Origin of the sequence: Pseudomonas sp. NFR16 (assembly GCF_900108875.1) — a bacterium.
Taxonomy (GTDB): domain Bacteria; phylum Pseudomonadota; class Gammaproteobacteria; order Pseudomonadales; family Pseudomonadaceae; genus Aquipseudomonas.
On record NZ_FNYJ01000005.1, the window covers coordinates 283,359 to 306,994 of the forward strand.

Consider the following 23,636-nt stretch of genomic DNA (forward strand, 5'->3'; position numbering starts at 1 on the left):
AAAGAGCGCTGCTTTATACCAGAAAGCCTCGGGTGCAACAACAGAAACGACGAATTACCTGCAAGAAACTCAGGGCTTTTAGTCTGGCAGCGCCAGCAGCATCGGGCGCGACGGGAAATATACCACTCGTCGCGCCGCAGCGATTGTCCTGCGCCTATCCATGGTCTAGGGTAACTCCCTCACCAGACTGCGCCGGCAGATGGGCTATCTCTGAAAGGAAAATCGCCATGCGCCTAGCCGTTTTACCCTTTTTGCTCGCGTCCTTGTCCGCGCCGTTGATGGCTCAGGCGGCAACGGCTCTGAGCGTGTGCACGGAAGCCAGCCCCGAAGGCTTCGACGTGGTGCAATATAACTCGCTGACCACCACCAACGCATCGGCAGATGTGCTGATGAACCGGCTGGTGGACTACGACGCCCAGACCGGAAAGCTGGTCCCGAGCCTGGCTGAAAGCTGGAGCGTATGGCCCGACGGCCTCACGTATGACTTCAAGCTGCGCCAAGGCGTGAAATTCCATCACACCGACTACTTCACACCGACTCGTGCGCTCGACGCGCAAGATGTCGTGTTCAGCTTCCAGCGCATGCTCGACCCGGCCAATCCGTGGAACAAGGTCGCCGCGCAGGGCTTCCCGCACGCGCAGTCGATGCAGTGGCCGTCGCTGATCAAGAAAATCGAAGCAGCCGACGCCAATACCGTGCGCATCACCCTCGATCACCCGGACGCGACATTCCTTGCCACCCTGAGCATGGGTTTCGCTTCTATTTATTCTGCTGAATACACAGCCCAGCTGATGAAAGCCGGCACGCCTGAGAAGCTCAACAGCCAGCCAATCGGCACCGGCCCGTTCGTCTTCAAGCGTTTTCAGAAGGATTCGGTGGTGCGTTACGAGGCCAACCCGGATTATTTCGCGGGCAAGCCGGCGGTCGACACGCTGATCTACGCGATCACACCGGACGCCAACGTGCGCTTGCAGCGTCTTCGCCAGAATGAGTGCCAGATTGCCTTGTCCCCCAAGCCGCTGGACGTGGCTGAAGCAGGCAAGGATCAGAACCTCAAAGTCGAAAAAACCGACGCTTTCATGACCGCATTCCTGGCGATCAACAGCCAGCACCCGCCGCTCGACAAGCCGCAGGTTCGTCAGGCGATCAACCTGGCGTTCGACAAGGACACCTACCTCAAAGCAGTTTTCGAGGGCTCTGCCAGAGCGGCCAACGGCCCGTACCCGCCCAACACCTGGGGCTACGCCAGCGACTTGCCCGGCTACAAGCACGACGTGGCCAAGGCCAAGGCATTGCTCGCCAGCGCAGGGTTGAAAGACGGATTCAAAACCACGATCTGGACTCGCCCTTCCGGCAGCCTGCTTAATCCGAACCCGAGCGCGGGCGCGCAATTGCTGCAAAACGATCTGGCGGCCGTGGGTATCAAGGCGGAGATCAAGGTCATCGAATGGGGTGAACTCATCCGTCGCGCCAAAACAGGCGAGCATGACCTGTTGTTCATGGGCTGGGCAGGCGACAACGGAGACCCGGATAACTTCCTTACGCCGCAGTTCTCGTGCGCGGCGGTCAAGTCGGGTACCAACTTTGCCCGCTATTGCGATGACGGCCTGGACAAGCTGATCAGCCAGGGCAAAGCGGTGACCGACCAGGGTCAGCGCGCCAAGCTTTATCACCAGGCCCAGGAGCAGATCCAGAAGCAGGCGCTCTGGCTGCCACTCGCGCACCCGACCGCCTTCGCCCTCACGCGCAAGAACGTCGTGAACTACATTGTCAGCCCGTTCGGGCGTCAGGACTTCTCGAAAGTAAGCCTCAAATAAGCCAGCACCTTGAAGCAGTTCCGCCATCGGGCTGCTTCAAGTCATCGCCCTCCTCTACCGGATCAGGCCATGCTCGGCCATCGACAGCGGATCGCCGTCGCCAATGATCAGGTGATCCAGCACCAACACATCGACCAGCGCCAGCGCCTGTTTCAGGTGCCGGGTAAGCTCGATGTCGTCCTCGCTGGCGTCGCGCACGCCGGACGGATGATTGTGACAAAGGATCAGGGCCGCGCAATTGTGCGCCAGCGCGCGTTTGACGACCTGGCGGGCATGCACGTGAGCCATGTTGATCGTTCCGTGGAACAGCACCTCGAACGCCTGCACGCGGTTTTTACTGTCCAGGAAGAGGCACCCGAACACCTCATGGGGTTCGTGTCGCAGCAACGCCTTGAGGTAGCGGCGGACCTGACTGGGGTTTTCCAAGACCGAATCGCGCTTGAGGTCTTCACCCATGTTGCGCCGGGCCATTTCCATGACCGCTTGTAACTGCGCGTACTTGGCGGGGCCCAGCCCCAACTCTTTGCTGAACGCAGTCAGGTTCGCCTCGAGCAAGGATCGCAGGCTGCCAAACTGATTCAACAGGTGCCGGGCCAGATCGACCGCGCTTTTCCCCGAGACCCCGGTGCGCAGAAAAATCGCCAGCAATTCGGCATCCGACAGACTCGCGGCTCCTCGCTCGAGCAGCTTCTCCCGCGGCCGTTCAGCCATGGGCCAATCACGAATACTCATAGCACCTCCCTGTATGTGGGCGCCGCTGTTCCCGTGCGGTCGCTGTGCTATCTTAGCCCTCTTTTCAACGCGACATTCAGGCCTGGGGAGGCGTCATGATTGCCGCGTGTTAACTCGACCAAAAGGCAGGCCTATGCAGCGGCTGTATCGGAAACGCATCGTTCTCGGCGTCGGCGGAGGCATCGCGGCCTACAAGAGCGCCGAACTGGTCCGCCGGTTACGCGACCACGGTGCCGAGGTCCGGGTCGTCATGACCAAGGGCGGAGCCGAGTTCATCACCCCACTGACTATGCAGGCATTGTCCGGGCACCCGGTGCATCTGGACTTGCTCGACCCTGCAGCTGAAGCGGCCATGGGGCACATCGAACTAGCGAAATGGGCGGACATGGTGCTGATCGCCCCGGGCACCGCCGACCTCATCGCGCGTCTGGCCCAAGGCATCGCCAATGATCTGCTGACCACCGTGGTACTGGCGACCGACGCCATTGTGGCGGTAGCGCCTGCCATGAATCAGGCCATGTGGCGCGATCCTTCGGTACAAGCCAACTTGCAAACCCTCGAAACACGTGGCTTTCGCATGTTCGGGCCGGCCAGTGGCAGCCAGGCCTGCGGCGATGTGGGCTACGGACGCATGCTTGAGCCCAATGATCTTGCACAGTCGGCTGCCGACTGTTTTCAGCGCCTGACGATGACCGGCAAGCACGTCCTGATCACGGCCGGGCCAACGCAGGAAAACATCGATCCGGTGCGCTACATCACCAACCACAGTTCCGGAAAAATGGGCTTTGCCCTGGCCGAGGCGGCTGCGCAAGCGGGCGCGCGGGTCACACTGATCACCGGCCCGGTCAATCTTCAGACCCCGGATCGCGTGTCGCGCATCGATGTCGTCAGCGCCCGCGACATGCTCGCCGCGTGCGAGGCGGCCATGCCCTGCGACCTGTTCATCGCCTCTGCTGCGGTTGCCGACTACCGCCCGGAAGTCGTTGCGCCACAAAAATTGAAGAAAGATCCTACCAACGGTGATGGCCTGCTCCTGCAGATGGTCCGCAATCCGGACATTCTCGCCACCATCGCCCAACGTGAAGATCGCCCGTTCAGTGTCGGCTTTGCCGCCGAGACCGAACACTTGCTCGACTACGCCGCACGCAAGCTCAAGGATAAAAACCTGGACCTGATCGTCGCCAATGACGTGGCCAATCCCAGCATTGGCTTCAACAGCGAAGAAAACGCGTGCAGCGTGATCGACCGAGCGTTGCAGGAAACGCTCTTCGCCCAGACCAGCAAGGCCAAGATAGCCCGCCAGCTGGTGACTTTTATCGCTGATCGTATGAACCAGGTTTAATCACGCATGCATGCTCTACAAGCCAAGATCCTCGACCCTCGCATTGGCAGCGAATTTCCACTCCCCGCCTACGCCACTACCGGCTCCGCCGGCCTGGACCTGCGCGCCATGCTCAAAGAGGACACGGTGCTCGAACCGGGTCAGACCCTTCTGATTCCGACCGGACTGTCGATCTATATCGCAGATCCGGGCCTTGCCGCGCTGATTTTGCCGCGCTCAGGCCTGGGCCATAAGCACGGCGTAGTGCTGGGCAACCTGGTTGGCCTGATCGACTCCGATTACCAGGGCGAACTGATGGTCTCCTGCTGGAATCGCGGCCAGACGGCGTTCAAGATTTCCATCGGCGAACGTATTGCGCAGTTGGTCCTGGTGCCGGTGGTTCAGGCGCATTTCGACATCGTCCAGGAATTCGACGAGAGCCAGCGCGGTGCTGGCGGCTTCGGTCACTCTGGCAGCCATTGATTGACCCGACTTAACCTTGGCAACAATCGCTCATGGCCGTTCAGGTCTTGAGCGAATGCGAGAACTCAAGGCCACCTAAGGCAGATCGAGCAGGGAGAGTGAAGTTTGAAAGGCATCAAGCGCACAGCCAAGGCGACCTCCATTCAGGACACCCCTGACACCCCAGGCAAGGACCCCAGTCTGAGCCTGGCAAGCCCGGGCCTCGTTCCTTCGCTCATCGGCCTGCTCGCCTCCGCCGTGCTCGTCTGGCTTGCCATTCAGAGCCAGCCGCAACAGCATGACCAACTGCTGCAAGCCTGGGGCAGCACGCAGGCTGGCGCAGTGAACAGAGCGTTGCGCCAGATCAACGCCGAAACCCAAGCTGCCGCCACCGACGGCACACTCGCGCAGGCGCTGCAAAACAGCGATCCGACGACAGTCGAAAGCGCTCAGAATCGCTTGCGCTTCAGAGACGGCGTGGTCGGCGCCCGCCTGAATCCGCCGGGGTTCAACAACGTCGACAACCAGGGCGCGATTCCTGTCAGCTTCGCCACGCTTGACATGCTCGCCAAGGCCGGCAAAGGCGAAACGCCAGCGCCTGAAGCGCGCAAGGTCGGCGACGCCTGGCTGATTTACAGCGTTGCACCGCTGCGGAGCGCGCCGGACGCCCCGATCACCGGCACACTGCTGCTGGCCTACAACCTTCAACGTCTGACCAGCGCGCTGCCGGACGCACCTGCAGATGTGGGCCAGATCGTCCTTGGCCAACAATTCGGCACAGCGGCGGCGCAAATCTTCCTGACGCGAGGGCAAAGCGACGGTGGTCCAGCGGTCGACTTCGCCACCGGCTACCCCAACTGGAAGCTGACGTTCGCGGCCGGTCCCGCGCTGCAAGGCTCAACACCCTGGTTAATGTTGCTGCTGGCGCTGTTGGTCGCCATTGGCAGCGTGCTGCTGGGGCTTTATCTCAATGAAAGCGCGATCAAGCGCCGCGTCGCCGCCGATGCCCGGCAGCTGGAGCAATTGCTGCAAGAACTCTCCGGTGGCAAAGCCGTCAAAGCCTTCGGCCTCAGCTTGCCGGCCCTGAACGGACTGGCGCAAAGCATGGCCAGATTCTCGTTGCGCGCAGCAGGGCCTGCGACAACCACTCTGTCGGCAGACAACACCTTACCCACCACAGCACCGGGCTCAACAAGCGACGCCGCGACTTTTTCGTCCGTGATCTCAGAAGAAAGCGACCTGACTGACCCGTTGTTTCAAGACACCGACATTCTCGACATCGACCTGCTCGATGAACCACAAGACCTGCCGGAGTCGGAGCATTTTCACGCTATGAGCAGCACCGTTTCCATCGCACCGGAGTTTCCGGACAGCATCTTCCGCGCATACGACATCCGCGGCATCGTGGGCGAAACGCTGACGGCCGAGACCGCCTACTGGATCGGACGCGCCGTGGGGGCGCAGAGTCTGGCGCAAGGCGAACCGAACGTCTCCGTCGGCCGCGACGGTCGCTTGTCAGGGCCGACGCTCGTGGCCCAGTTGATCAAAGGTCTGTATGACAGCGGCTGCCATGTCAGCGACATCGGTCTTGTCCCGACGCCTGCTCTGTATTACGCGGCCTGCGTTCTGGCGGGCAGAACCGGGGTCATGCTGACCGGCAGCCATAACCCGAAGGACTACAACGGCTTCAAGATCGTGATCGCTGGCGACACGCTCGCCAACGAGCAGATTCAGGCACTGCATGCGCGGATCAAAAGCAACCATTTGCCGTCCGCCAAAGGCAGCATCACGCAGGTCGACATCCTCGACCTGTACGCCGGCCAGATCACCAATGACGTGGTTCTCGCTCGCCGCATGAAAGTGGTGGTCGACTGCGGTAACGGCGCGGCTGGCGTGATTGCGCCGCAATTGCTCGAAGCCCTGAACTGCGAAGTCATCCCGCTGTTCTGCGAAGTGGACGGCAACTTTCCGAACCATCATCCCGATCCGGGCAAGCTGGAAAACCTTCAGGATCTGATCGCCAGGGTCAAGGAAACCGGCGCGGATGTGGGGCTGGCGTTCGATGGCGATGGCGACCGCGTGGGTGTCGTCACCAATGCAGGCAGCGTCGTATACCCCGATCGCCTGCTGATGTTGTTCGCCCGCGACGTAGTCAAGCGCAATCCGGGTGCCGACATCATCTTCGACGTGAAATGCACACGCCGACTGATACCGTTGATCCAGGAATACGGCGGCCGGCCTGTAATGTGGAAAACTGGTCACTCGCTGATCAAGAAGAAGATGAAGGAAAGCGGCGCATTGTTGGCCGGTGAGATGAGCGGGCATATCTTCTTCAAGGAGCGCTGGTTCGGCTTCGACGACGGAATTTACAGTGCTGCACGTCTGTTGGAGATCCTCAGCCAGGAAAAACTCAGCGCCGAAGAACTGTTCGCAACGTTTCCCAACGATCTGTCGACTCCGGAAATCAATGTCAACGTCACCGAAACCAGCAAATTCAGCATCATTGAGGCTCTGGAGCGCGATGCACAGTGGGGCAACGCCAACCTGACCAGCATCGATGGCGTACGCGTCGACTATCCGAAAGGCTGGGGTCTGGTTCGCGCTTCCAATACCACCCCAGTGCTGGTATTACGCTTCGAAGCCGAAACCGAAGCCGAACTGCAGCGGATCAAGGATGTGTTCCGCGCCCAGCTGAACAACGTAGCACCGGACTTAGAACTTCCTTTTTGACCAATTTTTTGAGTGGAGCCCAAATGACCCTCGAACGTGATGCCGCAGCCAATGCCGCCAAGGTTCTTTCCGAAGCGTTGCCCTACATTCGCCGTTTTGTCGGCAAGACGCTGGTCATCAAGTACGGCGGCAACGCCATGGAAAGCGAAGAGCTGAAGACCGGCTTTGCCCGCGACATCGTGCTGATGAAGGCGGTAGGCATCAACCCGGTCGTGGTTCATGGCGGTGGTCCACAGATCGGCGATCTGCTCAAGCGTCTGTCCATCGAAAGCCACTTCATCGACGGCATGCGCGTCACCGACGCACAGACCATGGACGTCGTCGAAATGGTCCTGGGCGGCCAGGTCAACAAAGACATCGTCAACCTGATCAACCGCCACGGCGGCAGTGCGATCGGCCTGACCGGCAAGGATGCCCAGTTGATCCGCGCCAAGAAGATGAATGTCACTCGCCAGACGCCGGAAATGACCAAGCCTGAAATCATCGACATCGGCCACGTCGGCGAAGTCGTGGGCATCAATACCGACCTGCTGAACATGCTGGTCAAGGGCGATTTCATTCCAGTCATTGCGCCAATTGGCGTGGGCGCAGACGGCGAGTCCTACAACATCAACGCCGACCTGGTCGCCGGCAAAGTGGCTGAAGCGCTGAAGGCCGAAAAGCTCATGCTGCTGACCAACATCGCCGGCCTGATGGACAAGGAAGGCAAGGTTCTGACCGGGCTGACGACCGAGCAAGTAAATGGCCTGATCGCCGACGGCACCATCTACGGCGGCATGTTGCCGAAGATTCGCTGCGCGCTTGAAGCGGTACAGGGCGGCGTGACCACCTCGCACATCATCGACGGTCGCGTGCCGAATGCCGTGCTGCTGGAAATCTTCACCGATACCGGCGTCGGTACGCTGATCAGCAACCGCAAGCGTCACTGATCGCACCAAGCAGAATGAGAAAGGCCCCGTCGGCGACAACCGGCGGGGCCTTTTCATTTTACGACCTCGGAGACGACGGCCGTTATTGCGGAATCAGCTGCTGCAAGCGCGCCCGATCCTGCGCGAAATCACGATCAGCCTGCTGCCGCGCGGTCTGATAGCGCAAGATATCCACTTTCAGGTTCTGCTGCTGATCGCGCACGTCGTTCATCTGATCGATCAGGTTCTGGGACACCGGATGCCCTGCGCGCTCTTGATCCGCAGCCTGGCTCTGAAGCGTGCCGAGTTGGGTCGTCAGCCCCTGAATGTTGCCTTGCGCCACGGAAATCAGCGCGTCCAGCTCAGCCAGTTTGCGCGTTCTGGCGCGGTCGACATCGGCAACGCTGCTGTAAAGATGCAGCAACTGGGCGTCCGCGTCAGCCTGCAGCTTCGCAGCCTGGGCGGCGGCCTGAGCTTCACGCGCCTGATCGGCTGTCGGCGCTGGCGGAACGACCTGAACCACACGGCCGCGCTGGTTGAGCACCTCATAACCTTTGCCGGCGTATTCAGCAGGTACGCCCTGCCGATCGAGGACCGTCACTCCACGGCTGTCGACGTAGCGATAGAACACGATACCCGGCGCATCATCAGCGTGAACGGCAGTGACGCAGCCCAGACCCAGCGACAGACAAAGACCTAATGTGCCCAGCTTGAGCATAAAAGCGAGATCCCTAGACGACTCAGATGCCGTACTGCGCGCGATAGGCTTCGACCGCTGGCAAGTGCTGTTTGAGCTGCGGATCATCGGCCAGGAACTCGAGAACCTGATTCAACGAAACGATGCTCACCACAGGAATGCCGAAGTCGCGCTCGACCTCTTGAATCGCGGAAAGCTCGCCATTGCCACGTTCCTGACGATTCAACGCAATCAATACGCCTGCCGCGTTGGCGCCCTGGGCCTGAATGATCTGCATCACTTCACGGATCGCGGTGCCGGCAGTGATCACGTCGTCGATGATCAGCACATTGCCGGTCAACGGCGCGCCGACCAGACTGCCGCCTTCACCATGAGCCTTGGCCTCTTTGCGGTTGAAACACCACGGCAGGTCCAGGTTGTGATGATCGGCCAACGCCACGGCGGTCGCGGCCGCCAGCGGAATGCCCTTGTAGGCTGGCCCGAACAGAACGTCGAACGAAATACCGCTTTCGACGACCGCGGCCGCATAGAACTTGCCCAACTGGGCAAGCGCCGAACCGCTGTTGAAAAGACCGGCATTAAAGAAGTAAGGGCTGGTGCGCCCTGACTTCAAAGTGAATTCACCGAAGCGCAAAACCCCGCGATCGATGGCAAAACGAATAAAATCGCGCTGATACGCCTGCATGAAAAAAGCCCCGAATACCACGGATTTAGCTAATTAGGTAGAGCTCGGGTATCATACACGCACGTGATTTTTGGGGCCATTTATGCGGATCATCAGTGTGAACGTTAATGGTATTCAGGCTGCAGTCGAGCGTGGTTTGCTCAGTTGGCTGCAAGCCCAGAATGCCGACGTCATCTGCCTTCAGGACACCCGCGCCTCCGCCTTTGAACTGGACGACCCAGCCTTCCAACTGGACGGCTACTTCCTATATGCCTGCGATGCCGAAGTCCCTGCCCAAGGTGGCGTGGCACTTTACTCGCGGCTGCAACCGAAGGCGGTAATCAACGGTCTCGGCTTCGAGACAGCCGACCGTTACGGGCGTTACCTGCAAGCAGATTTCGATAAAGTCAGTATTGCGACTTTGCTGCTCCCGTCCGGGATGAACGGCGATGAGGACTTGAATCAGAAATTCAAGCTCATGGACGATTTCGGCAAGTATCTGGACAAGCAGCGGCGCAAGCGTCGCGAGTACATTTATTGTGGCTCGCTGTACGTGGCGCAGCAGAAACTGGATATCAAGAACTGGCGCGACAGCCAGCAATCTCCGGGCTTCCTGGCACCTGAACGTGCCTGGATGGACGAGATCGTGGGCAACATGGGCTACGTCGATGCCCTGCGCGAAGTCAGCCGTGAAGGCGACCAGTACAGCTGGTGGCCCGATAACGAACAGGCCGAGATGCTCAATCTGGGCTGGCGGTTCGACTATCAGTTGTTGACCCCGGGTCTGCGCCGCTTCGTCCGCAGCGCACGCCTGCCACGCCAGCCGCGCTTCTCCCAGCACGCGCCGCTGATCGTGGACTACGATTGGACGTTGACCATCTGACGTTCAGTTGCTCAAAAGAAAGCCGACGTGAAGTCGGCTTTTGTTTTTCTGCGCCCTGAACGTTTACCTGCGGGAGCGGGCCGGTTCGCGAAAGCGTCCGATCAGGCAAGGACTACTTGATCAACCGCCAGGTAAACGGATAACGATACGCGACCCCGTCATTGGCCTTGATGCCTGCAATGATCGTCAGCACCAGCGCGCCTACGCCCACGAGCATCAATAACGGAAAGCCAATCACGACGATCATCAGCAGGAAGCAGATCATCGCGGCAATGGCCACGGTGATCTGAAAATTCAGCGCTTCCTTGCCTTGCGCGTCGATGAAGGGGTCAGCCTCCTTCTTCAGCTGCCAGACAATCAGCGGCCCCAACAGATTGCCGAACGGAAAGATCAGTCCGAAAAACGCTGAAAAGTGGCACAGCATCGCCCATTGACGAACTTCTTTGCCGGGTGCCGGTAGCGGCGGCTGACTGTCAATCATCATGCTTTCCCTGTTATGACGGTATTCAAAAGACTCGCTGAAACGGCAATCAGTCGGCCAGTGCAGCAAGCTGCTTCTCGAACAGCTCGCTCATGCCCTTCTGTGCCAGAGCCAGCATCGCGTTCAGCTCTTCTGGCTGGAACGGCGCACCTTCGGCGGTGCCCTGAACTTCGATGAAGCCGCCAGCGCTGGTCATGACGACGTTCAAGTCGGTTTCGGCAGCCGAGTCTTCCAGGTAGTCCAGATCCAGCACCGGCTCACCCTGGTACATGCCCACCGACACAGCGGCGATCATCTGCTTGAGCGGGTCGCCGCCCTTGAGGCCGCCGCGCTTCTTGATGGATTTAAGCGCATCGACCAGCGCAACCATGGCGCCTGTGATCGACGCGGTGCGAGTGCCGCCGTCGGCCTGGATCACGTCGCAATCGACATACAGCGTGACGTCGCCGAGCTTGGACATATCCAGCGCGGCGCGCAGAGAACGACCAATGAGGCGTTGAATCTCCAGGGTACGGCCACCTTGTTTGCCACGGCTGGCTTCGCGCTGGTTACGCTCACCTGTCGCACGCGGCAGCATGCCGTACTCGGCGGTCAGCCAGCCTTGACCTTGACCTTTCAGAAAACGCGGAACGCCGTTTTCGACGCTGACGGTGCAGATGACTTTGGTATCACCAAACTCGACCAGCACAGAACCCTCGGCGTGCTTGGTGTAGTTGCGGGTGATGCGGATCGAGCGGAGCTGATCGGCAGCGCGACCACTTGGACGTTTCATTCGGGATACCTGTACTGAGACGGAAAACTGACGTGCATTATAGAGGCGCAAGCATGCCCTTGGGGCATCTAATGCGCGATCGATGACCATCGGCCGCGCGAAAACGCGCGACCAGGCAGTGAAGCCGCGGCACCGCGCATCGCTTGCGACAATGCTGCATTTGGGCGCCAACCTCGCACTGAGCTACAATCCTGCGCCTTTATAGCCTGTCGTTTTTTCACGACACTCAACCGGGCAGATCACCGCCCCGAGCAGGCTATTTCCAACGCCTGACTTTATAGAGGTCCTTCCCATGGTGCACAGCATGACGGCTTTTGCCCGCGCTGAACGAGCAGGCCCACAAGGCACGCTGAGCTGGGAACTGCGCTCGGTCAACCATCGTTACCTCGAACCCCACCTGCGTCTGCCGGAATCATTTCGCGATCTGGAAAGCGCCGTGCGTGAAGCACTGCGTCAGGGGCTATCACGCGGCAAGATCGAATGCACCTTGCGCTTCACCGAGGAAACCGCCGGCAAGCCGTTGCAGGTCAATCGAGAACGCGCCGGGCAACTGGTCGCTGCGGCCGAGCTCGTTGCCAGCCTGATCCAGCAACCTGCCGCGCTGAATCCGCTCGAGGTGCTTGCCTGGCCGGGTGTTCTGGTCGCCGATGCAGCCGATCCTCAAGCGCTGAACAACGACGCGCTTTCGCTGTTCAACCAGGCACTGGACGAGCTCAAGGCCGGACGCGCCCGCGAAGGTGCCGATCTGGCGAAACTTCTCGATGAACGGCTCACCTCGATCAAAACCGAAGTGGCCACGCTGCGCACCCTGGTGCCGCAGATGCTCGCGACCCAGCGCCAGAAAGTGCTCGACCGCTTTGCCGACATGAAGGCCGAGCTGGATCCGCAACGACTGGAGCAGGAAATGGTGCTGCTCGCGCAAAAAAGCGACGTCGCCGAAGAACTCGACCGCTTGAGCACTCACGTCACTGAAGTGCGCCGCGTGCTCAAAGCCGGTGGACAGGCTGGGCGCCGCCTGGATTTCCTGATGCAGGAACTCAACCGAGAAGCCAATACACTGGGCTCCAAAGCCTTCGATCCTCGAAGCACGCAAGCCGCGGTCAACCTCAAGGTGTTGATCGAGCAGATGCGCGAACAAGTGCAAAACATTGAGTAAGGCCTACCCCGACATGACCCACAGCACCGGCACCCTGTACATCATTTCCGCCCCATCGGGCGCGGGCAAGACCAGCCTGGTCAAGGCCCTGATCGATGCTCAGCCACAGATTCGCGTCTCCGTTTCCCACACCACTCGGGCCATGCGCCCGGGTGAAGCGGACGGCGTGAATTACCACTTCGTCGACCGCGAAGAATTCGTGCGCATGATTGAGCACGGCGACTTTCTTGAACAGGCCGAAGTATTCGGCAACCTGTACGGCACTTCGCAAAGCCGCCTGCAGCAGACGCTGGACGAGGGTCACGACCTGATCCTGGAGATCGACTGGCAGGGCGCCGAGCAGGTGCGCAAACTGATGCCGCACGCACGATCGATCTTCATCCTGCCGCCGACTCAGCAGGCACTTCGTCAGCGCCTGACCAACCGTGGTCAGGACAGCGATGCAATCATCGAAGGCCGTATGCGCGAAGCCGTCAGCGAAATGAGCCACTATGTCGAATACGATTACATCGTGATCAACGACGATTTCGCCACCGCCCTTGAAGATCTGAAAGCGATTTTCCGCGCCAACCTGCTTAGCCAGGAACACCAACAGCAGCGCCACACCGAGTTGCTGAAACAGCTCCTTGCATAATCAAGTGCAGGAGCGCGCTTGCCCGCAATGGCGTCGGTAAATTCAACACGTTCATTGCCAGACATACCGCCATCGCGGGCAAGCGCGCTCCTACAGGGACGGTACAAAGCGCATCGAAACAGCGCCAAAACCGACCGCTCGTGGCATGCCGCTTGAAGCTTTGAGCGCTCCGCTTGTAAACTACCGAGTCCGCTCGCCCATCCGGGCACCGCGCATATCGCATTTGCTACGAGGAATACCCATGGCCCGCGTGACCGTTGAAGACTGCCTGGAACATGTAGATAACCGCTTTGAGCTGGTCATGCTCGCCACCAAACGTTCGCGTCAACTGGCGACCGGCGGCAAAGAGCCAAAGCTGGCCTGGGAAAACGACAAGCCTACCGTTGTTGCCCTGCGCGAAATCGCAGCGGGCCTGATGGATTACGCTGTCATCGCAGAAGCTGAAATCGTTGAAGATGAACCATTGTTCGCAGCGTTCGAGGACGAGTCCAGCGAGGCCGTCTAAGCCTATGCCCGGTCGACGTAGCAAGGCGCAGGGTCAACGCCATCGGCAAGGAGTCTTATCTTGCCGAGCATAGACGCCCTCGCCGATCGCCTGTCGACCTACCTCGGCAAAGACCAGGTCAATCTGGTTCGCCGAGCGTATTTCTACGCCGAACAAGCCCACGACGGCCAGCGCCGTCGCAGCGGCGAAGCCTACGTCACGCATCCGCTGGCGGTGGCCAATATCCTTGCCGACATGCACATGGACCATCAAAGCCTGATGGCCGCGATGCTGCATGACGTGATCGAAGACACCGGCATCGCCAAGGAAGCGCTTTGTGCGCAGTTCGGCGAAACCGTGGCTGAACTGGTCGACGGGGTCAGCAAACTGACCCAGATGAATTTCGAGACCAAGGCCGAAGCGCAGGCCGAGAACTTCCAGAAGATGGCCATGGCCATGGCGCGCGACATTCGCGTGATCCTGGTCAAGCTCGCCGATCGCCTGCACAACATGCGCACGCTCGAAGTCCTGTCCGGCGAGAAGCGCCGCCGCATTGCCAAAGAAACTCTCGAAATCTACGCCCCCATCGCCAATCGCCTTGGCATGCACAGCGTGCGTATCGAATTCGAGGATCTGGGTTTCAAGGCGATGTATCCGATGCGCTCCTCCCGCATTGGCCAGGCCGTGAAACGCGCTCGTGGCAATCGCAAGGAACTGGTCAACAAGATTGAAGAGTCGCTGAGCCACTGCCTCGCCGTTGACGGCATCGAAGGCGAGGTCAGCGGTCGCCAGAAACACCTGTACGGCATCTACAAGAAAATGCGCGGCAAGCGTCGCGCCTTCAATGAGATCATGGACGTCTACGCGTTCCGGATCATCGTCGACAAGGTTGATACGTGTTATCGCGTACTCGGCGCTGTACATAATTTGTACAAGCCATTGCCCGGCCGCTTCAAGGATTACATTGCGATCCCCAAGGCCAACGGCTATCAGTCGCTGCACACGACACTGTTCGGCATGCACGGCGTCCCGATCGAAATCCAGATTCGCACGCGCGAAATGGAAGAGATGGCCAACAACGGCATCGCGGCGCACTGGTTGTACAAATCTTCCGGCGATGAGCAACCGAAAGGCACCCATGCTCGCGCACGTCAGTGGGTCAAAGGCGTGCTTGAAATGCAGCAGCGCGCCGGCAACTCGCTGGAATTCATCGAAAGCGTGAAGATCGACCTGTTCCCGGACGAGGTCTATGTCTTTACGCCCAAAGGCCGAATCATGGAGCTGCCCAAAGGCTCCACGGCCGTCGACTTTGCCTACGCCGTGCACACAGACGTCGGCAACAGCTGCATTGCCTGTCGGATCAATCGCAGGCTCGCCCCGCTTTCCGAACCCTTGCAAAGCGGCTCGACGGTCGAGATCGTCAGTGCCCCCGGCGCTCGGCCAAATCCTGCGTGGCTCAATTTCGTGGTCACCGGCAAGGCACGCACGCATATTCGTCACGCGCTCAAGCTGCAACGCCGCTCCGAGTCCATCAGCCTGGGCGAGCGCCTCCTGAACAAGGTTCTCAACGGTTTCGACAGCAGCCTGGACAAGATCCCGACTGAAAGGGTGCGCTTGATTCTTGCCGAGTACCGGGTAGAAGTTATCGAGGACCTTCTCGAAGACATCGGGCTGGGCAACCGCATGGCGTATGTCGTTGCCCGTCGACTGCTTGCGAGCGAAGGTGACGAATTGCCGAGCGCTGAAGGCCCGCTGGCAATCCGCGGCACCGAAGGTCTGGTGCTGAGCTACGCCAAATGCTGTACGCCGATTCCCGGTGATCCGATCGTCGGTCATCTGTCTGCCGGCAAGGGCATGGTCGTGCACTTGGACAATTGCCGGAACATCAGTGAAATCCGTCATAACCCGGAAAAGTGCATTCAGCTGTCGTGGGCCAAAGACGTCACAGGCGAGTTCAACGTCGAGTTGCGTGTGGAGCTGGAACATCAGCGCGGCCTGATCGCACTGCTGGCCAGCAGCGTCAACGCCGCCGACGGCAACATCGAAAAAATCAGCATGGACGAACGCGATGGCCGCATCAGCGTGGTTCAACTGGTTGTCAGCGTGCACGACCGTGTGCATCTGGCCCGCGTGATCAAGAAACTACGCGCCCTCACCGGCGTGATCCGCATCACACGGATGCGCGCGTAGCCAAACCGCAAACAGGAGTTCTTCATGAGCAAGACCGTCATCTCCAGCGACAAAGCCCCTGCCGCCATCGGCACGTATTCTCAGGCGATCAAAGCTGGCAATACCGTCTACATGTCCGGGCAGATCCCGCTGGACCCGAAAACCATGGAGCTGGTCGAAGGCTTCGAGGCTCAGACGACCCAGGTGTTCGAGAACCTGAAAGCGGTGGCTGAGGCGGCAGGCGGTTCGTTCAAGGACATCGTCAAACTGAATATCTTCCTGACCGATCTGAGCCACTTCGCCAAGGTCAACGAGATCATGGGCAAGTACTTCGAACAGCCTTACCCGGCTCGTGCGGCCATCGGCGTAGCGGCTCTGCCTCGCGGCGCTCAGGTTGAAATGGACGCGATCCTGGTCATCGAGTAATCGTCTTGCGGAGCGCATCCACGCTCCGCCATCTCCTCAGAGAAAAAGGAAGGACTCCGCTTATGCGCGTTGCGTTCGCCCTCTCACTGCTGGCCGCGCTGCTCAGCGGCTGCGCCAGCCACTCCAATAAAAGCCCGGACGGCACCTGGATCAATCAGGCCGCCATCGACGCCGCAGCCGAAGGCGGCAACCTGCGTCAGGCACTGCTGGCGTACGGCCCGAACCTGGAATGGAACATCAACACCAAAGCCGGTCAGGCTACCGCTTCCAATGGCTTCGAGCTGAGCGAAGGCAAGATTGCCAGCAACGCCGAAGGCGCGCTGCGGGTCGATTTCTACGGCAACTCCTCCGAAACGCTGGCACTCAAGGGCGACGACCTGGTGCAGAGTGCGAGCGATACCGGCCCCGAGCAGCATTTCCGGGCGCCCAAGGAAGCCGCGCCAGCGGGTGCCCAGCCCGGCACCAGTTTTGAGCGGGCGCTCTATACCGCTTATTTGGGCGGGAAATGGAACATCGTCAGCGGTGAAGGCCAAGGCAGCACCGTCGAGTTTCAACCCGACGGCAGCGTAAGCGGCCTGCCAGGCAATGATCGCTACGCGCTTTGCCTTGCGGGCGATTGCGCGGCCATGAGCGGGGAATACGACAGCATGTGGCTGGAACGTAACGAGCGCGGCAATCCGTGGATCTTTGTTCGCAACGGCAAACAGCTGGAAATTTTCCAGGCCGTTAATAACGCGCAGCCTAGCGAAATGCCTGATTTGCGTCCCGGCGAGCGGCATTGGGTGCTGGAGAAAAACTAGTCCTAAGCAGCCGCGACGACGACCTGTGGGGTGGGCTTGCTCACGAATCTGTCAGCTCAGACAAATGTCACTGACAGATACGCTGCAACCGTCAGCAAGCTGACCCCACCGGTGCCGGCCGAAATCAACAGGTCGCAAGCGGGCTCAATGCTCCTGAGCCAACATCGCTTCATACCCCTCTCTATAGCTCGCATAACGCGGCGCCCATCCCAGCGCGCGGGCCCGGGCATTACTGCAACGCTTGCTGCCCGCGCGGCGGACGCTGTTTTCGTCCGACCATTGCGTGACGCCCAGACGCTGGCGCATCCAGTCGACGACCTCGGACAGTGGCACAGGCGCATCGTCCACGCCCAAATAACAGTCATCCAGCGTCGCGCCTTCCGATGCTGCCTGCAGCAGAAATGCCAGCAGACCGGCAGCGTCGTCCGCATGAATCCGATTGCCATACAGCGGCGGCTCTTGGGCAACGCTGTACCCTTGACGCACACGGTTCATCAGGTCACTGCGCCCTGGTCCATAAATACCTGTGAGCCTGACGACCGTGGCAGGAAGCCCGCTGGTGAGCGCCACTTGCTCCGCTTCCCGCATGACTTGCCCGGAGAATCCAGTGGCGTGTGCAGGCGAGGTCTCATCGATCCACTCGCCCTGCTGTTGTCCGTACACGCTGCTGCTTGAGACGAACACGACGCGCTTGGGCCGCTGGCCGCTGCGCTGAGTCCATCCAAGGACATGCTGCAGGCCCTCTATATATGCAGCGCGATATCCGGCCTCGTCACGCTGGGTCGGGGTGGCGCAATACACGAGGTAATCGATGCGCCCTTCAGGCCACTGATCCGGGATGCGGGCGTCGAACAGATCGCCACTCACACCGAGCACGCCCCTGGGCAGCTTCCCCACAGACCGGCGCAAGCCATAGACCGTCCACTCCAGTGGCAGCAGTTGAGTGGCCAGCCGACCTCCGATATCTCCACATCCAGCAATCAAAACGGAAGGCCCTGCCATGAACAATCTCCACATGAAAATACGTTCGGACCCGTAAAACCGGCGCTTCAGACGACCGTTGGAACGCGCTCTACGGAAAAAAGATACTCTATTACTTTTGTTAACAAGAATTACTTGCAATAATAACGACCCTTTGTTCTCCTCCGCTCGCCTCGCGCCAGCGTGACGCACTTAGAACGAACACCTATTTTCATCTCAGGTCGGGCCAGCATGACACCTATCCAATCCCCTGCTTCGTCTATCACGTCTAAAGGTCTGCCACGCGCAGGGCGCGTCATTGCCGCCTTGCTGTTCAGCCTGGTGCTGACGCCGGTGGCGATGGCTGACTCCAATGCTCCGGCGCAGAACGCTCCCGCGACACAATCCGTTGCGCCTGCGGCCACTCCTGTTGACTCCACGGCCGCTCCGGCGGTTCAAGACGCTTCTTCAACCACGCCGACCGAGACACTTGAGGCGGCTGCCGAAGACAACAGCCTCGGCATGTCACACGACCTGTCGCCGTGGGGGATGTACAAAAATGCCGACGTCGTTGTTAAAGCCGTCATGATCGGTCTGGCTATTGCGTCGATCATCACCTGGACCATTTGGATCGCCAAAGGCTTCGAACTGCTGGGCGCCAAGCGTCGCCTGAAAGGCGAAATCGCGGCCCTCAAGCGCGCGCGCACCCTGGATGAAGCCAGTGCCGGCGCCAAAAAAGAAGGCACGCTGGCCAATCTACTCGTGCATGACGCCCTCGAAGAAATGCACCTGTCGGTCAACAGCCGCGAGCGCGAGGGTATCAAAGAGCGTGTGAGCTTCCGCCTCGAGCGTCTGGTTGCAGCTTGCGGCCGCAACATGAGCATGGGCACCGGCGTGCTCGCGACGATCGGCTCGACCGCCCCGTTCGTGGGTCTGTTCGGTACGGTGTGGGGCATCATGAACAGCTTCATCGGTATCGCCAAGACCCAAACCACCAACCTTGCGGTCGTTGCGCCCGGTATCGCCGAGGCGTTGCTGGCAACGGCTTTGGGCCTCGTCGCAGCGATTCCTGCGGTGGTCATCTACAACGTCTTCGCCCGCTCTATCGCAGGCTATAAGGCTCAAGTGTCGGACGCCTCGGCGCAAGTTCTGTTGCTCGTCAGCCGCGATCTGGATCACCAGCCTGCCGCCGATCGTAGCCAACAGCCGCACATGGTAAAAATGGGGTAAGCCATGGGCCTGCATCTTAACGAAGGTGGCGACGACCTCGCCGAGAACCACGAAATCAACGTGACGCCGTTCATCGACGTCATGCTGGTGCTGTTGATCATCTTCATGGTGGCAGCGCCGCTGGCCACGGTCGATATCAAGGTCGACCTGCCTGCCTCCACGGCAAAGCCGGCGCCCCGACCCGAGAAACCCATCTTCCTCAGCGTCAAGGCTGACCAAAGCCTGTACCTGGGCGACGACAAAGTCGCTCGAGAGCAGCTTGGGCCGGTGCTGGACGCCAAGACCAAAGGCAAGAAGGACACAACGATCTTCTTCCAGGCTGACAAGGGCGTTGATTACGGCGACCTGATGGACGTGATGAACGCGCTGCGAGGCGCCGGCTATCTGAAGGTCGGTCTGGTGGGTCTTGAGACGGTTGGTAAGAAATGATCAATACGCGCCAAAAACTGACGCGCTATAGCGGTAGTCTGTTGTTGGTGCTGGCGGTGCACGCCATTGCGATTGTCGTCGCGCTGCGCTGGCCCTCCTCGCAGGCCATCGAGCTGCCGCCGGCAGCGATGATGGTCGAACTGGCGCCCGTACCCGAGCCCGCTCCGCCTCCGCCACCTCAAGTGGTGCAATCGCCGCAGCCGCCAGCGCCGGAAGAAGAATTGCCGATTCCGCCGATCGCCGAAGCGCCCAAGCCGGAAATTGCGATTCCCAAGCCGGTCAAGCCTAAGCCCAAACCACAGCCGCCCAAGCCTGTGAAGAAGGTTGAGCCACCGAAGGAGGAAAAGCCCGCTGACGAGAAGCCAGTGGATACGCCACCGTCGAATGCCAAGCCTGAGAAATCGGCTGCACCGGAACCCGCGCCACCTACGCCGCCGAGCACGGCATTGCCAAGCTGGCAGGGTGACCTGTTGCGCCATTTGAGTAAATTCAAGCGTTATCCGGAAGACGCTCGTCGTCGGGGGATGCAAGGCATTAACCGATTGCGTTTTGTGGTCGATGCGGAGGGCCGGGTGTTGTCCTACGAAATCGCCGGGGGTTCAGGAAGCGCAGCGCTGGATCGCGCAACGCTGGAGATGATTCGCCGAGCACAACCCTTGCCCAAGCCGCCTGCAGAACTGCTCAACAATGGCACGCTGGAAGTGGTCGCGCCCTTCGTTTATTCGCTGGATAAACGTTGAAACGCTGATTTTGTGTTATCAGAGGGTCTGATAACGTGCGTCTATCGATTGCACCCGCTATGCTGGGGCCGCAACTTCATGGACGCACGCTATGACCCTCACAGAATTGCGCTATATCGTTACCCTCGCTCAAGAGCAGCACTTCGGCCACGCGGCCGAGCGCTGCCATGTCAGCCAGCCGACTTTGTCGGTGGGCGTCAAGAAGCTGGAAGATGAACTCGGTGTGCTGATTTTCGAGCGCAGCAAGAGTGCGGTACGCCTTACGCCGGTTGGCGAGGGCATCGTGGCTCAGGCTCAGAAAGTGCTCGAACAGGCGCAAGGCATTCGCGAGCTGGCTCAAACCGGCAAAAACCAACTGACGGCTCCGCTGAAAGTCGGCGCGATCTACACCGTCGGTCCTTACCTGTTTCCTCATCTGATTCCGCAACTACATCGGGTCGCCCCGCAAATGCCGTTGTACATCGAAGAAAACTTCACCCACGTGCTGCGTGACAAGCTGCGCAACGGTGAGCTCGATGCGATCATCATTGCCCTGCCGTTCAACGAAGCCGACGTACTGACGATGTCGCTGTACGACGAGCCGTTCTATGTGCTGATGCCGGCCGACCATCCCTGGACTCAGAAAGCTACCATCGACGCCTCGGCGCTCAACGACAAGAGCTTGTTGCTGCTGGGTGAAGGCCACTGCTTCCGGGACCAGGTGCTTGAAGCCTGCCCGACGCTGGTCAAAGGCGGCGACAGTGCCAAGCACACCACGGTCGAATCCAGCTCGCTGGAAACCATTCGCCACATGGTTGCTTCGGGTCTGGGCGTTTCCATTCTGCCGATGTCCGCCGTCGACAGCCATCATTACGCCCCTGGCGTGATCGAAGTCCGCCCGCTGTCGCCGCCGGTGCCTTTCCGCACCGTCGCCATCGCCTGGCGCGCCAGCTTCCCTCGGCCCAAAGCCATCGAAATCCTCGCGGATTCGATTCGTCTGTGTTCAGTCGCTCGCCCTAAAGCCCAGGCGCAAGCGAGCTAAGTGGCGGTATGACGGAGCTGTCCCACGTCTCGGTTACGGCGCTCAAGGGCGTCGGCGAGGCAATGGCCGAAAAGCTGGCGAAGGTCGGCCTGGAGAATATTCAGGACGTGCTGTTCCACCTGCCGTTGCGGTATCAGGACCGCACCCGCGTGGTGCCGATCGGTGCGCTGCGCCCCGGACAGGATGCGGTCATCGAAGGGGTGGTCAGCGGCGCTGATGTGGTAATGGGCAAGCGCCGCAGCCTGCTGGTGAGGCTGGGCGACGGGACCGGCGTGCTGAGTCTTCGTTTCTATCATTTCAGCAATGCGCAGAAGGATGGCCTAAAACGCGGCACGCACGTGCGTTGCTACGGCGAAGCGCGCCCCGGTGCGTCAGGTCTGGAGATCTATCATCCGGAATACCGCGCCATCACTGGCGATGAACATGTCGCCGTGGAGCAGACGCTCACGCCGATTTACCCAACGACCGAGGGGCTGACGCAGCAACGCCTGCGCCAGCTGTGCCAGCAAAGCCTCGGCATGCTGGGCCCTAAAAGCCTGCCTGACTGGCTGCCGGATGAGCTGGCGCGGGACTATCAACTGGCGCCGCTGGCTGACGCTATTCACTACCTGCACAACCCGCCCGCCGATGCCGACGTCGAGGAACTCGCGTTGGGTCATCACTGGGCGCAGCACCGACTGGCGTTCGAAGAACTGCTCACGCATCAGCTTTCCCAGCAGCGCCTGCGCGAAAGCCTGCGGTCACAGCGGGCGCCCGCATTGCCGCTCGCCAAACGCTTGCCGAAGCAATTTCTCGCCAACCTGGGTTTTCCGCCGACCGGCGCTCAGCAGCGTGTCGGTAAGGAAATCGCCTACGACCTCAGTCAGCAAGAGCCGATGCTCAGGCTGATTCAAGGTGACGTGGGCGCAGGCAAAACGGTGGTCGCGGCGCTTGCCGCGTTGCAAGCCCTCGAAGCGGGTTATCAAGTCGCACTGATGGCACCGACCGAGATCCTCGCCGAGCAGCACTTCATCAACTTCACCCGCTGGCTGGAGCCGCTCGGCATCGAGACAGCCTGGCTCGCCGGCAAACTCAAGGGCAAAGCCCGGGCCGCCTCGTTGGAGCAGATAGCCAATGGCGCGCCCATGGTCGTCGGCACGCACGCGCTGTTCCAGGACGAAGTGCAGTTCAAAAACCTTGCGCTGGTGATCATTGACGAACAGCACCGTTTCGGCGTTCAGCAGCGTCTGGCCCTGCGCAAGAAAGGCGTGGGCGGGATGATGTGCCCGCACCAGTTGATCATGACGGCGACGCCGATTCCACGCACGCTGGCAATGAGTGCGTATGCCGATCTCGACACTTCGATTCTCGACGAGCTGCCGCCAGGCCGCACGCCCGTCAACACCGTGCTGGTGGCCGACAGCCGTCGCATCGAAGTGGTCGAGCGGGTGCGAAATGCCTGTGCCGAAGGCCGCCAGGCTTATTGGGTCTGCACTCTGATCGAGGAGTCTGAAGAACTCACCTGTCAGGCCGCGGAAACCACGTTTGAAGAGCTGACCAGCGCCTTGGGCGAGCTTAAAGTCGGCCTGATCCATGGGCGCATGAAGCCTGCGGAAAAGGCGGCGGTCATGGCTGAATTCAAGCAAGGCCATTTGCAGCTGCTGGTGGCGACCACTGTTATCGAGGTCGGCGTCGATGTGCCCAACGCCAGCCTGATGATCATTGAAAACCCGGAGCGACTTGGCCTGGCGCAGCTCCACCAATTACGCGGTCGAGTGGGGCGCGGCAGTGCTGCCAGCCATTGCGTACTGTTGTACCATCCTCCTCTTTCCCAGATCGGTCGCCAGCGATTGGGGATCATGCGCGAAACCAACGACGGCTTTGTAATCGCCGAGAAAGACCTGGAGCTTCGCGGGCCTGGAGAGATGCTCGGAACACGACAGACCGGTCTGCTACAGTTCAAGGTCGCCGACCTGATGCGCGATGCCGATCTACTCCCGGCAGTGAGGGATGCAGCCCAGGCTTTGCTTGAACGCTGGCCTCAACATGTCAGCCCGTTGCTGGAGCGCTGGTTGCGCCACGGCCAGCAATACGGGCAAGTGTGAAGCAGTCTGCGCTATAAACGAGTGTCTCACCTATAT

General features: G+C 60.2%; 23 protein-coding genes. 17 read left to right on the top strand and 6 right to left on the bottom strand.

Features of this window, described 5'->3' with window-relative positions:
• Window positions 1-227 precede the first annotated feature (227 nt).
• The gene (locus tag BMZ10_RS19995) at window positions 228-1,817 is read left to right on the top strand and encodes an ABC transporter substrate-binding protein (protein WP_093466249.1); all 1,590 of its coding nucleotides are present in this window, start codon (window positions 228-230) and stop codon (window positions 1,815-1,817) included.
• 54 nt (window positions 1,818-1,871) lie between these two features.
• On the opposite strand, the gene radC is transcribed toward BMZ10_RS19995, so the two are convergent.
• A complete protein-coding gene (gene radC / locus BMZ10_RS20000) occupies window positions 1,872-2,549 on the bottom strand; it encodes a RadC family protein (protein ID WP_093466252.1) in 678 nt (225 codons plus the stop codon).
• Between the two features lie 133 nt (window positions 2,550-2,682).
• Between radC and coaBC the strand changes: the two genes are divergently transcribed.
• From coaBC to argB, 4 genes are all read left to right on the top strand, one after another.
• The gene (gene coaBC, locus BMZ10_RS20005; protein WP_093466255.1) at window positions 2,683-3,891 is read left to right on the top strand and encodes a bifunctional phosphopantothenoylcysteine decarboxylase/phosphopantothenate--cysteine ligase CoaBC; all 1,209 of its coding nucleotides are present in this window, start codon (window positions 2,683-2,685) and stop codon (window positions 3,889-3,891) included.
• A gap of 6 nt (window positions 3,892-3,897) precedes the next feature.
• Entirely contained in the window at window positions 3,898-4,353 is a 456-nt protein-coding gene (gene dut, locus BMZ10_RS20010) for a dUTP diphosphatase (RefSeq protein WP_093466258.1), read from the top strand.
• A gap of 1,311 nt (window positions 4,354-5,664) precedes the next feature.
• Entirely contained in the window at window positions 5,665-7,062 is a 1,398-nt protein-coding gene (locus tag BMZ10_RS27850) for a phosphomannomutase/phosphoglucomutase (protein ID WP_218147270.1), read from the top strand.
• 23 nt (window positions 7,063-7,085) lie between these two features.
• Window positions 7,086-7,991, top strand: a complete 906-nt coding sequence (gene argB, locus BMZ10_RS20020; RefSeq protein WP_062379782.1) for an acetylglutamate kinase — start codon at window positions 7,086-7,088, stop codon at window positions 7,989-7,991.
• A gap of 82 nt (window positions 7,992-8,073) precedes the next feature.
• Here argB and BMZ10_RS20025 read toward each other — a convergent pair whose 3' ends face one another.
• A complete protein-coding gene (locus BMZ10_RS20025; protein ID WP_177182171.1) occupies window positions 8,074-8,688 on the bottom strand; it encodes a DUF4124 domain-containing protein in 615 nt (204 codons plus the stop codon).
• Between the two features lie 22 nt (window positions 8,689-8,710).
• Complete coding sequence (pyrE, locus tag BMZ10_RS20030) at window positions 8,711-9,352, bottom strand: orotate phosphoribosyltransferase (protein WP_093466265.1); 642 nt, start codon at window positions 9,350-9,352, stop codon at window positions 8,711-8,713.
• Between the two features lie 82 nt (window positions 9,353-9,434).
• On the opposite strand from pyrE, the gene BMZ10_RS20035 reads away from it, so the two are divergent.
• Window positions 9,435-10,214 carry an exodeoxyribonuclease III gene (locus BMZ10_RS20035; protein ID WP_037016693.1) on the top strand — a complete coding sequence of 260 codons (780 nt, stop codon included), beginning with the start codon at window positions 9,435-9,437 and terminating at the stop codon, window positions 10,212-10,214.
• A 112-nt stretch (window positions 10,215-10,326) separates the two neighbouring features.
• Here the strand turns inward: BMZ10_RS20035 and BMZ10_RS20040 are convergent, their stop codons facing one another.
• Window positions 10,327-10,695, bottom strand: coding sequence for a DUF4870 domain-containing protein (locus BMZ10_RS20040; protein WP_177182172.1), 369 nt, complete (start codon window positions 10,693-10,695; stop codon window positions 10,327-10,329).
• Window positions 10,696-10,744: 49 nt separating this feature from the next.
• Window positions 10,745-11,467: a ribonuclease PH gene (gene rph, locus BMZ10_RS20045; protein WP_093466271.1), complete on the bottom strand. Its 723-nt coding sequence runs from the start codon at window positions 11,465-11,467 to the stop codon at window positions 10,745-10,747.
• A 292-nt stretch (window positions 11,468-11,759) separates the two neighbouring features.
• Here rph and BMZ10_RS20050 point away from each other — a divergent pair, with 292 nt between their 5' ends.
• From BMZ10_RS20050 to BMZ10_RS20075, 6 genes are all read left to right on the top strand, one after another.
• A complete protein-coding gene (locus BMZ10_RS20050) occupies window positions 11,760-12,623 on the top strand; it encodes a YicC/YloC family endoribonuclease (RefSeq protein WP_093466273.1) in 864 nt (287 codons plus the stop codon).
• A gap of 13 nt (window positions 12,624-12,636) precedes the next feature.
• Window positions 12,637-13,257 carry a guanylate kinase gene (gmk, locus tag BMZ10_RS20055; RefSeq protein WP_093466275.1) on the top strand — a complete coding sequence of 207 codons (621 nt, stop codon included), beginning with the start codon at window positions 12,637-12,639 and terminating at the stop codon, window positions 13,255-13,257.
• A 241-nt stretch (window positions 13,258-13,498) separates the two neighbouring features.
• Window positions 13,499-13,762, top strand: coding sequence for a DNA-directed RNA polymerase subunit omega (gene rpoZ / locus BMZ10_RS20060; RefSeq protein WP_025257879.1), 264 nt, complete (start codon window positions 13,499-13,501; stop codon window positions 13,760-13,762).
• 60 nt (window positions 13,763-13,822) lie between these two features.
• Window positions 13,823-15,931 (top strand): bifunctional GTP diphosphokinase/guanosine-3',5'-bis pyrophosphate 3'-pyrophosphohydrolase, encoded by a 2,109-nt coding sequence (spoT, locus tag BMZ10_RS20065; protein ID WP_093466278.1) that lies wholly within the window; start codon window positions 13,823-13,825, stop codon window positions 15,929-15,931.
• Window positions 15,932-15,955: 24 nt separating this feature from the next.
• Window positions 15,956-16,336 (top strand): RidA family protein, encoded by a 381-nt coding sequence (locus BMZ10_RS20070; protein WP_093466280.1) that lies wholly within the window; start codon window positions 15,956-15,958, stop codon window positions 16,334-16,336.
• A 62-nt stretch (window positions 16,337-16,398) separates the two neighbouring features.
• Entirely contained in the window at window positions 16,399-17,136 is a 738-nt protein-coding gene (locus BMZ10_RS20075) for a hypothetical protein (RefSeq protein ID WP_093466282.1), read from the top strand.
• A gap of 144 nt (window positions 17,137-17,280) precedes the next feature.
• Here BMZ10_RS20075 and BMZ10_RS20080 read toward each other — a convergent pair whose 3' ends face one another.
• Window positions 17,281-18,138 (bottom strand): NAD-dependent epimerase/dehydratase family protein, encoded by an 858-nt coding sequence (locus BMZ10_RS20080; RefSeq protein WP_093466284.1) that lies wholly within the window; start codon window positions 18,136-18,138, stop codon window positions 17,281-17,283.
• A gap of 210 nt (window positions 18,139-18,348) precedes the next feature.
• On the opposite strand from BMZ10_RS20080, the gene exbB reads away from it, so the two are divergent.
• The 5 genes from exbB (at window position 18,349) to recG (ending at window position 23,600) form a co-directional block, all read left to right on the top strand.
• Window positions 18,349-19,326, top strand: a complete 978-nt coding sequence (exbB, locus tag BMZ10_RS20085; protein WP_093466287.1) for a tonB-system energizer ExbB — start codon at window positions 18,349-18,351, stop codon at window positions 19,324-19,326.
• Window positions 19,327-19,329: 3 nt separating this feature from the next.
• A complete protein-coding gene (gene exbD / locus BMZ10_RS20090; RefSeq protein ID WP_093466289.1) occupies window positions 19,330-19,755 on the top strand; it encodes a TonB system transport protein ExbD in 426 nt (141 codons plus the stop codon).
• Complete coding sequence (locus tag BMZ10_RS20095; protein ID WP_093466291.1) at window positions 19,752-20,495, top strand: energy transducer TonB; 744 nt, start codon at window positions 19,752-19,754, stop codon at window positions 20,493-20,495. The genes exbD and BMZ10_RS20095 overlap by 4 nt, the downstream gene beginning before the upstream one ends.
• A 91-nt stretch (window positions 20,496-20,586) precedes the next feature.
• Window positions 20,587-21,516 (top strand): hydrogen peroxide-inducible genes activator, encoded by a 930-nt coding sequence (locus BMZ10_RS20100; RefSeq protein ID WP_093466293.1) that lies wholly within the window; start codon window positions 20,587-20,589, stop codon window positions 21,514-21,516.
• An 8-nt stretch (window positions 21,517-21,524) separates the two neighbouring features.
• Window positions 21,525-23,600 carry an ATP-dependent DNA helicase RecG gene (recG, locus tag BMZ10_RS20105; RefSeq protein ID WP_093466295.1) on the top strand — a complete coding sequence of 692 codons (2,076 nt, stop codon included), beginning with the start codon at window positions 21,525-21,527 and terminating at the stop codon, window positions 23,598-23,600.
• Window positions 23,601-23,636: the final 36 nt, after the last annotated feature.

Coding starts and splice junctions, on each gene's coding strand:
- argB (WP_062379782.1), top strand. CDS start 7,086: ATGACCCTCGAACGTGATGCCGCAGCCAATGCCGCCAAGGTTCTTTCC.
- recG (WP_093466295.1), top strand. CDS start 21,525: ATGACGGAGCTGTCCCACGTCTCGGTTACGGCGCTCAAGGGCGTCGGC.
- BMZ10_RS20095 (WP_093466291.1), top strand. CDS start 19,752: ATGATCAATACGCGCCAAAAACTGACGCGCTATAGCGGTAGTCTGTTG.
- gmk (WP_093466275.1), top strand. CDS start 12,637: ATGACCCACAGCACCGGCACCCTGTACATCATTTCCGCCCCATCGGGC.
- BMZ10_RS20080 (WP_093466284.1), bottom strand. CDS start 18,138: ATGGCAGGGCCTTCCGTTTTGATTGCTGGATGTGGAGATATCGGAGGT.
- exbB (WP_093466287.1), top strand. CDS start 18,349: ATGACACCTATCCAATCCCCTGCTTCGTCTATCACGTCTAAAGGTCTG.
- pyrE (WP_093466265.1), bottom strand. CDS start 9,352: ATGCAGGCGTATCAGCGCGATTTTATTCGTTTTGCCATCGATCGCGGG.
- exbD (WP_093466289.1), top strand. CDS start 19,330: ATGGGCCTGCATCTTAACGAAGGTGGCGACGACCTCGCCGAGAACCAC.
- rpoZ (WP_025257879.1), top strand. CDS start 13,499: ATGGCCCGCGTGACCGTTGAAGACTGCCTGGAACATGTAGATAACCGC.
- BMZ10_RS20050 (WP_093466273.1), top strand. CDS start 11,760: ATGGTGCACAGCATGACGGCTTTTGCCCGCGCTGAACGAGCAGGCCCA.
- coaBC (WP_093466255.1), top strand. CDS start 2,683: ATGCAGCGGCTGTATCGGAAACGCATCGTTCTCGGCGTCGGCGGAGGC.
- BMZ10_RS20035 (WP_037016693.1), top strand. CDS start 9,435: ATGCGGATCATCAGTGTGAACGTTAATGGTATTCAGGCTGCAGTCGAG.
- rph (WP_093466271.1), bottom strand. CDS start 11,467: ATGAAACGTCCAAGTGGTCGCGCTGCCGATCAGCTCCGCTCGATCCGC.
- BMZ10_RS20075 (WP_093466282.1), top strand. CDS start 16,399: ATGCGCGTTGCGTTCGCCCTCTCACTGCTGGCCGCGCTGCTCAGCGGC.
- radC (WP_093466252.1), bottom strand. CDS start 2,549: ATGAGTATTCGTGATTGGCCCATGGCTGAACGGCCGCGGGAGAAGCTG.
- BMZ10_RS20040 (WP_177182172.1), bottom strand. CDS start 10,695: ATGATTGACAGTCAGCCGCCGCTACCGGCACCCGGCAAAGAAGTTCGT.
- BMZ10_RS19995 (WP_093466249.1), top strand. CDS start 228: ATGCGCCTAGCCGTTTTACCCTTTTTGCTCGCGTCCTTGTCCGCGCCG.
- BMZ10_RS20100 (WP_093466293.1), top strand. CDS start 20,587: ATGACCCTCACAGAATTGCGCTATATCGTTACCCTCGCTCAAGAGCAG.
- dut (WP_093466258.1), top strand. CDS start 3,898: ATGCATGCTCTACAAGCCAAGATCCTCGACCCTCGCATTGGCAGCGAA.
- BMZ10_RS20025 (WP_177182171.1), bottom strand. CDS start 8,688: ATGCTCAAGCTGGGCACATTAGGTCTTTGTCTGTCGCTGGGTCTGGGC.
- BMZ10_RS20070 (WP_093466280.1), top strand. CDS start 15,956: ATGAGCAAGACCGTCATCTCCAGCGACAAAGCCCCTGCCGCCATCGGC.
- BMZ10_RS27850 (WP_218147270.1), top strand. CDS start 5,665: ATGAGCAGCACCGTTTCCATCGCACCGGAGTTTCCGGACAGCATCTTC.